Raw genomic sequence first — 12,429 nt, 5'->3', positions numbered from 1 at the left:
CGGGCCACCTACGAGCTTGCTCTTGAATTGTTCAGGTCGGCCACAACGGCCGAGAAAAAGCCCCAGGAGCTGATGAAATAGCGTTTGAACAGGCGGCGGGGCTCGGTGGCCACCCGCCAGAACCACTCCATTCCCACCAGGCGGAAAACCTTGGGCGCTCTTGTCTTGGTGCCGGCGGTAAATTCCAGCGCCGCGCCGAAGCAGAAGGCGTAGAGATGCCCGAGCGACGGTCTGTTCTGGTTGACCCAGATCTCGGATTTCGGTGCGCCGATCCCCATGAACAGGTGCGTTGTCCGGTTGTCGCGGATCGCGTTGAGCAGGTCGCGCGTATGGGCGGGTTGTTTTTCAAAACCGAACGGCGGTATCGCATAGCCGAAACCGGCCTCCGTAAAGCCCCGCGCCGCCATCTGCACCACCAGCCCATCCGCCGTCGCCTGGCTGGAGCAGACGAAGAACGGCCGGTGCTTCGTGTCTGTCAGGGCATCGAGCAGCTTGGGAAACAGATCGGCGCCGGGTATGCGCTGCTTGACGGCCGCGCCGCACATTTTCGCATAGAGATAGACCGGCATTCCATCGATCGTCACAGACCATGCGCTGTCATAGGCACGCCTGAATTCCGGGTTCTTGTAGAGGTTGGAAACGTGGTCCGTATTCGCAGTCACGACCAGTTTCACCCCGTCCGTCTCGGAAAGGGGAGAAACAGCCTGTTCTACGAGAGCGTCGTCGGAATATCTGTAAAAGGATAAACCGAAAATCTTGTCTCTGGACCCAAGTCGATCTTCGGTCATCGCTTTTATCTCTTTAAGTGTGTGACGGCTAAAACTTGCTCTGCAATCGCTTTCCAGGAAAAATTCTGATCGACATGCGCAGTCTGCCACTGCAGGATCTTCGCACGCTCCGTCTCGTCTGAAAGTTTGGCCAGCAGTGCTTTCGCCTGCTCGATATTGCCGGCTTCGAATGTCTGGCTGGCGCCGATCACCATCGGAATGCCGCCCACATGCGAGCCCACGGCCGGTGTTCCGCAATAGATCGCCTCGATGCAGACGCGGCCGAACTGTTCGCGCCAGTTCTTGGTGGAGAGGCTCGGAAGAATGAAGAGATCCAGCGCGCTGTAGAATGTTCTGAGATCATCCTTCTGCAGGCTGGGCAGAACCGTTACCCCTGCAGAATTAAGCGCATCGACCAGATAATCGTCTTCCACCGGCCCGCAGGCGAGGATCGTGACGGGCAGCTCCTTTGCGAGCTGCGCCAGGATCTCAATCCCCTTAGGCTGCCAGATCCGCCCGGCATAACCGAGAACGATGCCATCCTTCTGGAAGGCACCGGCGACCTGCGGATACTTCTGAGTAAGTGCTGCCCGTGCCGCCGATTTCTCGATGATCGAAAACGACGACTTCGAAACGCCGTTGCCGATCGGGCTTGCGATCTTGTCGAGGGGAGCCCCCCGCCTGTGAAGTACGCCAGCGACCTCATGGTTCTTGGGAATAATCTTCGTCGCTGCTCTGTAGACGAACCGCTCGAAGACATTCCAACCGGACAGGTTTCCCTTGAGGTTGATGGCCGAGCTTTCGATATACATCGGCCGCCCGAAACGCAGGACGGCGCTCAGGAGCGCCACAAGCGAATGCGGCTCTTCATGGACGTAGAGAATGTCTGCCCGCCGCGCTTGCCCGTAAAAGGCGAGGGTGCTCGGAATGTAGGTCAGCCAGTGGGATGACAGGACAGAACCGAACAGCTTTACCGGAAACCGGAATGTCTCCGGTTTGAAGGTTTTGCCCTGAAAGACCTCCGGCCCGATCACCGAGAGCTTGCAGATCTTTGATAGCTCCACAAACCGGTCATGGTAGTGCGCGTTTCCGGCCTCATGCCAGAGCATGGTCAACTGGCGCTTAGACATTTGACCGTGCTCCGGGTTTTCTGTGGGCCTGAATTTTCGAAAGCAGGTTGGCCGCGATAAAATCCCAGGAATACCGCGCCCTGTAGGGCAGATACGCGCTCTCGGTCGCTCTCGACGCCGTCATGATCTCGGCCGCGATCTCATCAGCACTTGCGCCCGGCGATACCAGCTGGCCCCAGGGCGGAGACACGGTGCGGTGGATGGCAATGTCAGACGCGACGATGCTGCACCCGAGCGACCCTGCCTCGACCAGCGGCATATTGAACCCCTCGTCATGCGACAAAGACAGGAACGACCTGCAATGTGTGTAAAGCCACCGCAGCTGGCTGTCGGATATGTCCTTCATCCATCGGATATTGCTCGATGGGTCGTTGCTGGCGCGGTCGAGATCGTTGGCGATATCGCCCCAGCCGCTGCGCCCGACGACGACAGAAACGACATTGTGCGGTCGAAGTGCTGCAGCGACGGTAATGATCTTTTCGTAGTTCTTACGCGGCTCCACCGTCCCGACGCTGAGGACGAAGGCTCTATCGCGCAGTTCGGCAATCTCGGTCATCTCGCCGTCGAACGGCAGCGCCGGCGCGTTTCCGATCTCGCTGACATCATGGCTCGGAAAGATCGGACGAAGCTTGCCCGCCGAGTAGCCGGTTGGCGCAAGGATGGCGCGGTAGCGCGATGAAATCGCGCGCTCCACATCCTTGAACAGAAGCCGCCCCATGATCGGCATCTCCTGTCCCCGCGTCCAGGGGAAGTCGTCATGAATGATGCGGTAGAGCGGCAGTCTGGAAAGCGTGAACAGCGGACTTGCCGGCATGCTCGGAAAGACGGCCGCATCGTATCCGCCGGTGGCAATCTTCAACGGAAGCGTGAGCCAGGACATCAGAGGATTGCGGCACAGGACCAGGTTGTCGTCGCTCGAGAAAAACGATGTCGATATCACATAGGCCGTGCTGGCCGGGCAGATTTTCCGGAATGCCTCGAACAGATTGATTCCGTACCGCTCTATGCCGGTAATCTCCGGCTTGCGTGTGGCAAGCGTCAGATCGAATATAACTCGCATTCCCACTCCTGCCGCCCGCGGTCGCCGGACATCCGCGCATGCCTTCCGCCAGCACTGATTTAGCCAAAGCAGTGTCGCGCTGTGTCATGTCGATTCGTGTTTACAGCACGGATATGCTTTTGTTTATGGCTCAATAATTAAAACTAATCGCTAGGTTAATTGCAGAATGGAGGTCACACTCAATATTTCCGCCTGAATTTGCATTTGTGTTGCACGAATAATCTATGAGTGCAGTCTATTTTAGTCCGTGAATATTGTATTGTGAGCTTTATTATGGGTGTCTTACATGAATGAGTGCTCAAGAAGGTCCTTGTTGCTGGGCGCCGGTGGCTTGGTAGCATCGGTTATGCTGGCACGTTCATCGGTGCGTGCCGCAACGGCGGCGTGCCCGTTGATCGGGGTTAACCTCGCCGGTGCCGAATTCGGGATGATCGGCGGCCGCTGGAAATGGCCCCACCAAAAGAATATGGAATATTACCTCTCGCTGGGCGTGAAAGTGTTTCGGGTCCCCTTTAAGTGGAACCGCCTGCAGCCCGACATCGCCAAACCACCTGAGCCGGCAGCACTTGAGGGCCTCGACCGTATCGTCGAGAGGGCGACCGGCGAGGGTGCCGTGGTTCTGCTGGATATGCATGACTATGGCCGCCGCGATAAGATCGTCATCGGCGACGGCACGTCAGCTGCAACGCTCGAAAGCTATGCGGCGTTCTGGGGCGAGCTCGCACAGCGTTACGGCAGAAACAGCCTTGTCTGGTATGGGTTGATGAACGAACCGCATGACCAGGATCCCATTCTCAACCTCAACACCCAGAACGCCGCATGCGCCGAAATCAGGCGGCGTGGCGCAACGGGAACCGTGCTCTTTTCCGGCATCGCCTGGACGGGCGCCCATTCCTGGACGAAGACCTCGAACGGCACCGTGATGTTGCAGGCATTCGATCCCGCCGACAATTATGGATTCGACATGCACCAATATCTCGACAAGGGATTTGGCGGCTCCAACCCGATCGCCACCGAAGGCATCGGAAAACGGATCCTGAAGAGCGCCACAGACTGGGCGACCCAACATCGAAAACGCATCTTCATCGGCGAGTTCGCCACCGGCCGAACCGAAGCTTCACTGCGGGAACTGCGCGACCTGCTCGACGTCATGATGGCCCACCCCGACATCTTCCTCGGCGCCACCTACTGGGCCGGCGGCGGCGTCTGGGGCAACACCAACCAGCAAACCGTTGATCCCCCACGCGACAGTCCGGATATCATGAGCGAGCAGTTGAAGCTGTTGCTGCCGTATGTTGGGTGTCGGATATAGGCGGGGCGAGGGGATTGTGTACAAGCACTCAGCCACGCCGGCTGCACCAGCGCTGCGACAGAATCGTGGCGATCAGCGAAGGAATCCGGCTGCTTCGCCGGTTCGATCACCCCATGCTCTCGCAGTTCCTGGATCATCGAAACCGACTTGCGAACCGTGTTGTCGATGCCATCGCGGTATTTTCCGACGCCAACGCGTACGGAGGTCGAAAGTCTGATAGCTTTGGACTGTGCGGCAGGCGGATAACAATTTAGGCGAGTTTGATGAAACCCATCACGTCTGGGAGGAGCTTGTCGTATCGAGTTGCACCGTGTCGAAACTGCTTGAGCTCGAAGAAGTGTTCGGTGCGAATCCGGTCCCATAGAGTTCGCCGTCATAGGCACTTTGGATCCTGTCACAACGGCCTACGTCATATGTAATCCGACAGGCACCGACAAGTCGCACTTCTCAAACGGGGACAAGTGGCGGTGGTAGGAAGATTGGATCGGCTGATAATTGAATTCGTGGAACAACTGACGAGAGATCATCTGGAGAGTAAAGGCCGACTGTTGCGGGATGTTCCCGTCAACCGGACATAGTGTCGTATTGACGGGGTTATCTCGTTCCATGCAGCGTTTGAAGCCACTAGAAGCTCACCGAGATGGGTGGGCTTCGCCCGGGTCATATTGCTCGATGTGCGGGATTACATCCAAAATACGAATGTAATTCTTCAGCTGTGCGGTCTGTTGGTTTTTGATTTTTGATTTAGCTAATTCATGGAGAAGGGCATCTCCTACAGAGATCGCCTTGAGGCTGGGCTTGTGTATCGGGGCGTACACCAGCACGCTAGACGACATCGATACTACCGCGGGGCTCTCACTGTAGATGGCGAGATACTCTGCAGCAGGTAAGTTTGGCGGTAGAATGAAAATGTTATCAAGCCCGTAGCTCACAAGAAGCTTAGAATATACGGCAGCCGCACCCGATCCCTCGCGCGGATGGAGCTTGATCGCGATTCTGTAGCCGAAACGGATAGTTAGTCCATTCAGCAGCTGCAGCATAATCGGAGCGATCGTGGCGGGTAGGATGCTCATTGGCTGTGAGCAAAAAATTGCAGTGTTAGAGTCTATGTCATAAGCCTCAATAGCAGCCTTAGCTCGGTCTATTTCTTCCTCATTAACGTATTGCGGAAGGAATTTGCCAGAGTGTTTCCACGAAAAGTGGTCTTCGACCAAGCTCGGCTCTGCGCCGTAGAACTCGTCAAAGGAAGTCCAGCTGTTTAGGAAAGCCGGGAACCGACGTTTCAGCAGCCTTCGCTGCCACGCAGAGGATCGATATAGTTTTTCTACCGAGCGATAAACCAGCCGAGGGGTGTCGTAGAGCTGCTTGAGTGCAACGTAGATCGGATAGAACACAAATCTAAAAATGGGCTGGTCAGCCCAAACTGAGTTGTAGATGTCGAATATCGAGTGCTTCCAGTCCGGATCACGGAACGTTTCATATCCTTTGATCCGGCTTTTATAGACGCTCGTACCTTCTTCGAAGTAGACCGTCTCAATCCCACGCTCAGTCGCCGCCTGAAGAAGAAGGGCATAGTGCCGCTCGTAGGAGCATACGAGGAGTTTATCTGGCTTTACTTCATCAAGAAGGCGTTGGTAATTGGTATAAGATCGCTCAGCTGCCGCGAGAGAAAGCTTGTTAGCATCAACGTGGATCTCGTGTAGGCGCACCCGCCAACCTCGCCGCGGATCTACGGCGGCCTGCGTGCGCAGGGGCATCGACATGTTCTTCTTTGTGAAGACGATCACAACTTCGACATCCGTCAGCCCAAGCTGATCGGCAAGCTGGTGGACCCGGTCGATGTGGTTAATCTGAGTTACAACGAAGACAGCTTTTTGCTCAACACGGGGCGAGGATCCCACTGGCGCAGGGGTTTCGGCTCTCGCGAGCGGTGAGCTTAGGGAATCCATGAAGTCTCCAAAGTAGTAAATAATGTGGGCGAACACGCCTCACTTGTTGGCTCGAAGTATAGCCGCACATATGGCTAGTGCGGGAGTAGATGCGTAGACGGCATGGTTGTCGTTGTTGATCGCTACCCTCGCTACTCCGTCCTCAATTATGCAGGCGAACGCATCGGTCGGCAATACCTTGGTGGCCAATCCATGCGCGGCGCTCATGCTGGAAGTCAGCGCGGGGCAGATGATTGGCGTCTCCTCGTCAGGTACGACCCAGTAGTTTCTATTCTTTGTTTCGCCGGTCTTCGGATCGACTGATGGCTCCAGTTTGCGGCGCCACCCCAGAGCAGCGGCTACTTGGCCATCAAGCGTCCTCGACCCCTCAGTTGCATTGAGCAAGGTGTTGATCAATTCATCGATCATTCATCATCCTTTCTGGGGAGAGTGTGTACTAGATGACTTCTGGATTGGGTTCAACATGATGCGCTATTGAAATCTGTCGCCGTGTCGTTCAGAAATTGAGAATTGTCACGTTTCGCGATCCTGTAGCTCTACGTCCGTCATGGGTGCTACCCTTATGAAAGAGAAATTCGATGGCCGCCGAGCAGCAATTGTCTACCGCGACCGATGATCTGAAAAACGTTCGCCGAGAAGCGTACGAACTCCTCAGGTCGTCGATGCACGCCATCTATGACACCGATTTCGTCCACGAGGGCAGTAAGTCGCTTACGATCGTCTTTTCTCCCAATGCCAAGTTCATGTTGCGAAAATATGGCTTTGCGAACGATGTCCTCTACGTCGCAGACAGGAAGCTCCACTACTACACGCACAACCCCGGCCGACAGTGCAAATTTCTGTGGTCCTTCATCCAGCAATCAGGGTACGCGGAGGTAGTATTCGTTGGCTCAAGTAAGGGGGGGACCGGGGCTCTGCTATGGGCATCGCTCACGTCTCGCTTGAACCCGACTAGCAAGATTGTTGCGATCGCTTTCAGCCCGCAGGTCCAGCTTTACCCATTTAACGAGAACCTGACCCCCCTCCCGAGCTACGTCAACAACATGAAGTTGGTTGATAGGAATGAAGCACACAGAGTAAACTTCCAGACCTACGGCGACTTGGTGGGAATGATTGGCGCGTCGCCTTGCCAAGCGATCGTAGTGTTTGGATCTAGGTCTACGATGGATGCGATGGAAGCTCGCAGGCTTTATTCTCTTCCAAATGTGCTTCTTAGACCTATAGATGTTTCATTCCATGGTTCAGTAATTCCGTTCGTGACGGATCTGATGAGCCACGACAAGATAGTGGCTCTGGCAGATAAACTGACCAAGGATGCCGCCGCTGACAACGACCTCAGCGCAACCATCACTCAAACACGAGATGAGTTTGTCGCTGAGCTAAAGAGCGTCCGCTGCCCTGACCTCAATACCCTAATCGAGCAGAGCATCCTTCGGCTAAGGGACGCTCGGTTCGTTTAACTCATGACTGGCGACGGAGCTTTGCACGGAAGCCAATCGTTTAAAGTAGGAGTATGGACTGGAACGGGTAGTAGCAGGGCGCTAAGCAGATAGGTCCATGGTTTTTTCCGAGGAAGCTTGGTCCGTCGCAATTTTAAGAACAGAAGCAACGCAAAGAGCCAGGCTGAGAGTTGGCGCTTCTGATATATGGCTTGTCGACCCGACCACCGCAGACGCTGAACCTTTTTCCCAACTAAAGGCAATTCGGGAGCCGTTTGCGCTCTCCCGAGCTAAGAAATACGAATCGTCCATATCAGTTGTATACTGCGGCACCTTCGAGGGGGAATCGCTCTCTGGGGGCATCCACTGAGGTCTCTCTTTCACCCTACCGGTAGCAGTATCGGTGATCTTAAGGGTTCTTCTCTGCCAGCCAATCAGCTCTGCAATCATGATGTCGAGATCACGTGTCCCCTCGCTAGCTGTGCGTAGGGCGACGTAGACTTCTTTTACTGTTGGCATTCTGCTCTCCGGGTCGGGCATCTGGTTAATCTCTGAGCCTGGAGACAGGCCAGAAAGTGAAAATAAACAAACCGACGAAAATTAGGCTGCCTGCGGTCATGAGCAGAAATGACATGTCAAGTCCATCATTACCGGCTCCGCCGTAGAAGCCTTCGCGATAAAGAATGACGATGTGTGTGATCGGATTGAGTAGCATCCATTCGCGCAGGGGATGCGGTAGTGACGACGGGACGAGGAACACGCCTGAAAGTAGGAACAGTGGGCGAGTTACCATCGCATATGCCTTTTGGTAGAGCGGAAATTTGAAGAAGAGCGTGATGTTCGCAAGAGCGATTCCCATCGCGATGGTCCATGCTATCGTTACCGCCTCGATGACTTTAAGCCAATCCACCTGAACGGGGCGTGCCAGATTCGCAACTATGCATCCGAGGATCACGAGGGCTACAACGATGGATGTTCCGCCTTGGAGGACGAACCGAGCCACAACGGTGTCGATGGCCGCCACGTTCGGATATTTGAGTAGCCCTTGGTTCGCGCTCAACGACGACGTGAGGTAACCCTCCATCGCTTTGTAAGAGCTGAAAGCGAGAAAACCAGTCGCATAAAAAAGCGCAAAGCTTTCACCTACAGGTGGCATTCTGCCGAACGCTACCCCCATCAGCTGGGACATCACCGTGATCAGTGCGATAGGCTCAAGGAACGCCCAAAGGTAGCCGCCGGGGCTCCGCCCGTATCGCGAAGCTATCTCGCGAATTACGAAAGCGGACACAATCCTGATGTGCGATTTGAAGTAATACACGGTTATCCTCCGGCGAACGGTACCTGCATAGCTCGCCCTCTGATCTAGCATCAAGGCCAAATAGCGGCAATTTCGACCATGATCATCAGCGACGCGTCGTCGTCCGCCATGACTCTAGCCACCACCGTAGAACACTATGCCCACGCTTCGCACTATGTGCTGACTATCCGGGTTAACCACCACGCCCGCGGCTGATGACCGGTGGCGGAAGGGCAGTAAGGTCAAAGCGGGCAAAAGGAATAAAATCGTCTTACGCGACTTCAATGCGGTTGAGGCAGGAGTAAACTGCCTCACTATTAACCGTGATACCAGTTCGACGCTTTGCTTAAAATCCTATGAAAAAATGGTGCTGCTAGAGAGATTTGAAGCTTCTCGACAGCACTCATCAAAGCCCGGAAAACAAGGCTTTTGGAGCATCCCGGATGGTGTCGGGTGTACCAATGTTGTGTCCCATCTTTAAATCCAGGTTTCCGGCCATTGTCAACAATTTGAGTGTCTCGCCGGAGGCAGTAGGTCCCAGTTCCCGCCGGGGCGGCCACTTCGCTGAACTTCCTGCTGCTGCCTTTCCTACCGGTCTCAACACGCGCGAATTCCCACTCTGACGGCGGTGCCGTCGCTATGCTCAGAGCTCCGATATGCTCTCTCTTCCTCTTGGCACGTCCATCGTCCGTGCTTTTATTCATATCCCGGCAGGGTAGCCTCACTCTCTTCCATGTCGATGCTCCGAAGTCTTCGACCAGATCCACTTGTCTCTGGTCGATCCGCTACGCGAACCGACGCTTCCGCATAAGCATGAAACCTTCTCACTCGGTGACGGCCAGCCCGGCGGCTCTTCTGCCCTCCGGGCACCGCCACGCCCCTGTGGGCTTGGGCGGGACAAGAGCCTATGCCGCCGCACCGCCGGTCAACCCGCCCTGCCGTCGTGTCAGTGAAACTCGCGTTAACGACTTGGACGCCTTCGTTCTGGGAACCTTGAAGGTAATTTCCAGATGCCTGGGCTCTACCTCTGGACCCTGCAATACATATCAGGTCGTCCACGGTTTAGGTGAGCATCGATGAAGACAAAAACAACCGTAGTTCGTGCCCTCGCAATCGATGTTATCGTGGTTGAGACGATGCACACGGATGCCGTCAGCACACTTTTCTACGTTGCCACGATCTTTGTCCGGGAACGTAGAACGGGCACCGAGAAACTTGTGAGACGGACACGTATCCCCGGTTATGGCCAGGAGCTTGCCCGTGCCGTTCAGCGCATCGGTGTCCGCGCACTGGATCACCTCGCCCCGTGATTTGCGCGTGTGGTTAACGGCATCTCCTGCCAACCTAATCCTTGCGTTGGCAGCCCTTCCAAGGACTCGATCATGCTGAGTCCTTTTTCACGCGGCGGTTAGGCCTTGCACGCGCCTTCCGGCAAGGATTCAAAGGCGAATCCTTCAATGAAATCATGTAGATGTACCGGTTGACGGGTGCCGGAAAGTGTGAGCTCAGTGTGCCCGTCATCACAACAGGAGACACCGACATGCAAGCAGCAGCCGCCGCACATTTTAACGATTGGCAGAGAGCCCCCGGCATCGCCATCGACCACGACAGCACATGAACGAACGCGCTTGTCGCCGGGCGAGAGTGACGAGGATATCTACGAGATGCTTGTCGTCGGCGAGCCCGACCACAACGGCCCCGCCACCTGCGAAGTTCTGGCGATCCGTGACGGGAAGCAGGTTGTCAAATTCGACAGTATCGAAGACGATTTTGGGAGAGCATGTGCGAGAGCCAAGGTTATGGCCCGCCGCGCGGCGATCCGGTCCATTGATTGAAAGGGAAGGCAATGCTGAAATTCGACGATCCGCAGTTCATTGATCAGCTCTATGAGCTGAGTGGCAGACTGAAAGCTGATCAGGAAATAGCCCTTGAAAGCAAGCGGTACGCCGAGCTTGCGAGGCTCACAGGCATCGAGCAGGGGCTGATCCTCGCGATCAATATGGCGAGACACGGAAGTGCGCGAGTACCGCCAGTATACGACGTTGCACTGTTGGGAGCCGTGATAGCAACGCTGCACGAGGACAGGTTAGGACACCACCCGAGCCGCTAAAAGGGGCATTAACTTCCGAGACGCCATCCCGCTGGAAACATTCGGAAATGGTTCTCGGAAGCCTGGGCCCGTTTCCAGATTTTTGGTAGAATATTCATACTTTCAACGCTTTAGGAGACTCTCGGATGAAGAGGCTTTTGAAATGGATTGTTCTGGTGGCCGTCCTCCACCTTCCGTTGCTCTATTTCATTGCGGCGCACACGCTCGCCACAAAGCTTCCAAGCGCGGCATCCGTCGTCGCACTGGCCCCTTACGCGGCTGGCGGGCTCCTCATTGCTCATTTGGTGAAGGGACAGAGCCGCTGGCGCTCTGGTCGCGGTCTGGTCGCTCTCCCGCTGGCCGGGATCGGCTACGCTGGTCTTGCTACTATTTTCGCGGCTCTGACCGCCATGACGCACATCTAAAAATGTCGAACAGGAGATTACCAAAGTGAACGAACCCACTTGGCTCGCTCAGGCGACTGTATACATCGCCAACAACTACATGCTCGTCGTTAGGTTTGCCGATTGGAGCAATCCGATCAAGACAGGCACACTGACGGGTCTGCTCATAGTCCTCTGCTACTTCCTCTGGCTGAAATCGCTTGATGCACGAACCGCCGCGGGGCGGACGACATGGCGCGCGGCTGTCGTCCTCGTTGGGATAAATGTTGCAATGATCGCGCTGGGGTCCATTCAGAAATGGACATGATTACAGACGACAGCGAAGACAGCGGACCCACCCGCCGCCTTGATGACATCATCAGGGCGAGCTGGCCCACCCCACCTCCTGCTACCTTTTCGGGGGCCGAGATCGAGCGAAAGGGTCTGATGGTCGCCTATGAAGATAACACCCGCATTGTCCTCGCCCGGATCGTGACGACGCCGCGCACGACCGTCTTTCGAGGAACGCGGGACGAGGCGGTAATTTTCATCGCCGGCCTTCCTGATGCCGAACCGCCGAAGCACACGGACCCACTGGCCCTGATCCGGGCGGAAGCAGATTCCATGTTGGCGACAATCGCTGTCGGCGCAGCCGCCAGAGTTCGGAAGCGGGATTGATCCTTGCACGCCGACAAGCGAGCATAGGAGGAAACACAGGAAGGAGCACACGATGCCAGAGCCGATTGAGCTACAAATCTTCACTGGATACGACGACGACAAGGGCCCTTCGGGGCCCTTTGCATTTTCAGCGGCACATTTTGTTGACGGATTGGACCATGACCAAATCGCCCGCCTAGCCGCGATCGATGCCGAGCTTGCCGTTCTGCTGGGTGCTGCCGACCTGGACAAGGGCCAGATGCAAGCCCTCATCCACGAAGTTCTCGACATGTTGGGGGTGTGAAATGCGCCCTCGCTTTTCGAGAATCCAGACCATGGGGCAGGC

The 12,429-nt window shown here is 55.7% G+C and carries 16 protein-coding genes and 1 pseudogene; 9 read left to right on the top strand and 8 right to left on the bottom strand.

The features are described from left to right. Positions 1–8: 8 nt before the first annotated feature. Genes BLW69_RS16580 through BLW69_RS16570 form a run of 3 tightly spaced genes read right to left on the bottom strand, consistent with a single transcriptional unit; the run spans position 9 to position 2,957 of the window. Positions 9–788, bottom strand: a complete 780-nt coding sequence (locus BLW69_RS16580) for a WecB/TagA/CpsF family glycosyltransferase (RefSeq protein WP_092663593.1) — start codon at positions 786–788, stop codon at positions 9–11. Positions 789–793: 5 nt separating this feature from the next. Then, entirely contained in the window at positions 794–1,897 is a 1,104-nt protein-coding gene (locus BLW69_RS16575; RefSeq protein ID WP_092663591.1) for a glycosyltransferase family 4 protein, read from the bottom strand. Next, positions 1,890–2,957 carry a glycosyltransferase gene (locus BLW69_RS16570; protein ID WP_092663589.1) on the bottom strand — a complete coding sequence of 356 codons (1,068 nt, stop codon included), beginning with the start codon at positions 2,955–2,957 and terminating at the stop codon, positions 1,890–1,892. Before BLW69_RS16570 ends, BLW69_RS16575 begins: the two co-directional genes overlap by 8 nt. Positions 2,958–3,303: 346 nt before the next feature. Here BLW69_RS16570 and BLW69_RS16565 point away from each other — a divergent pair, with 346 nt between their 5' ends. Beyond that, complete coding sequence (locus BLW69_RS16565; RefSeq protein ID WP_162759432.1) at positions 3,304–4,269, top strand: glycoside hydrolase family 5 protein; 966 nt, start codon at positions 3,304–3,306, stop codon at positions 4,267–4,269. A gap of 250 nt (positions 4,270–4,519) precedes the next feature. On the opposite strand, the pseudogene BLW69_RS23020 reads toward BLW69_RS16565, so the two are convergent. From BLW69_RS23020 to BLW69_RS16555, 3 genes and pseudogenes are all read right to left on the bottom strand, one after another. After that, positions 4,520–4,612, bottom strand: a pseudogene (locus BLW69_RS23020) (IS5/IS1182 family transposase); the annotation flags it as partial. Positions 4,613–4,901: 289 nt separating this feature from the next. Next, the gene (locus BLW69_RS16560; protein WP_092663584.1) at positions 4,902–6,218 is read right to left on the bottom strand and encodes a polysialyltransferase family glycosyltransferase; all 1,317 of its coding nucleotides are present in this window, start codon (positions 6,216–6,218) and stop codon (positions 4,902–4,904) included. A 39-nt stretch (positions 6,219–6,257) separates the two neighbouring features. After that, complete coding sequence (locus BLW69_RS16555; protein ID WP_092663582.1) at positions 6,258–6,626, bottom strand: hypothetical protein; 369 nt, start codon at positions 6,624–6,626, stop codon at positions 6,258–6,260. Between the two features lie 170 nt (positions 6,627–6,796). Here BLW69_RS16555 and BLW69_RS16550 point away from each other — a divergent pair, with 170 nt between their 5' ends. Beyond that, entirely contained in the window at positions 6,797–7,678 is an 882-nt protein-coding gene (locus tag BLW69_RS16550; protein WP_092663580.1) for a hypothetical protein, read from the top strand. 81 nt (positions 7,679–7,759) lie between these two features. On the opposite strand, the gene BLW69_RS16545 is transcribed toward BLW69_RS16550, so the two are convergent. Further along, positions 7,760–8,176: a hypothetical protein gene (locus BLW69_RS16545; RefSeq protein ID WP_092663578.1), complete on the bottom strand. Its 417-nt coding sequence runs from the start codon at positions 8,174–8,176 to the stop codon at positions 7,760–7,762. A gap of 25 nt (positions 8,177–8,201) precedes the next feature. Next, positions 8,202–8,975, bottom strand: a complete 774-nt coding sequence (locus BLW69_RS16540; protein WP_162759433.1) for an ABC transporter permease — start codon at positions 8,973–8,975, stop codon at positions 8,202–8,204. A 1,055-nt stretch (positions 8,976–10,030) separates the two neighbouring features. Here BLW69_RS16540 and BLW69_RS16535 point away from each other — a divergent pair. The 7 genes from BLW69_RS16535 (at position 10,031) to BLW69_RS16505 (ending at position 12,387) form a co-directional block, all read left to right on the top strand. Further along, positions 10,031–10,264, top strand: coding sequence for a hypothetical protein (locus BLW69_RS16535; protein WP_092663574.1), 234 nt, complete (start codon positions 10,031–10,033; stop codon positions 10,262–10,264). Between the two features lie 354 nt (positions 10,265–10,618). Then, on the top strand, positions 10,619–10,789 hold the full coding sequence (locus tag BLW69_RS22840; RefSeq protein WP_175487288.1) for a hypothetical protein: 171 nt from the start codon (positions 10,619–10,621) through the stop codon (positions 10,787–10,789). 11 nt (positions 10,790–10,800) lie between these two features. Next, entirely contained in the window at positions 10,801–11,064 is a 264-nt protein-coding gene (locus BLW69_RS16525) for a hypothetical protein (protein ID WP_092663570.1), read from the top strand. 125 nt (positions 11,065–11,189) lie between these two features. Then, complete coding sequence (locus BLW69_RS16520; protein WP_092663568.1) at positions 11,190–11,468, top strand: hypothetical protein; 279 nt, start codon at positions 11,190–11,192, stop codon at positions 11,466–11,468. A 25-nt stretch (positions 11,469–11,493) separates the two neighbouring features. Further along, complete coding sequence (locus BLW69_RS16515) at positions 11,494–11,754, top strand: hypothetical protein (RefSeq protein WP_092663566.1); 261 nt, start codon at positions 11,494–11,496, stop codon at positions 11,752–11,754. Beyond that, positions 11,745–12,104, top strand: coding sequence for a hypothetical protein (locus BLW69_RS16510; protein ID WP_092663564.1), 360 nt, complete (start codon positions 11,745–11,747; stop codon positions 12,102–12,104). The genes BLW69_RS16515 and BLW69_RS16510 overlap by 10 nt, the downstream gene beginning before the upstream one ends. A gap of 52 nt (positions 12,105–12,156) precedes the next feature. Beyond that, complete coding sequence (locus BLW69_RS16505; protein WP_092663562.1) at positions 12,157–12,387, top strand: hypothetical protein; 231 nt, start codon at positions 12,157–12,159, stop codon at positions 12,385–12,387. The last annotated feature ends 42 nt before the right edge of the window (positions 12,388–12,429 follow it).

The organism is Rhizobium sp. NFR12 (assembly GCF_900108545.1).
Taxonomy (GTDB): domain Bacteria; phylum Pseudomonadota; class Alphaproteobacteria; order Rhizobiales; family Rhizobiaceae; genus Neorhizobium; species Neorhizobium soli.
This window is presented reverse-complemented; position numbering and strand designations above follow the sequence as displayed.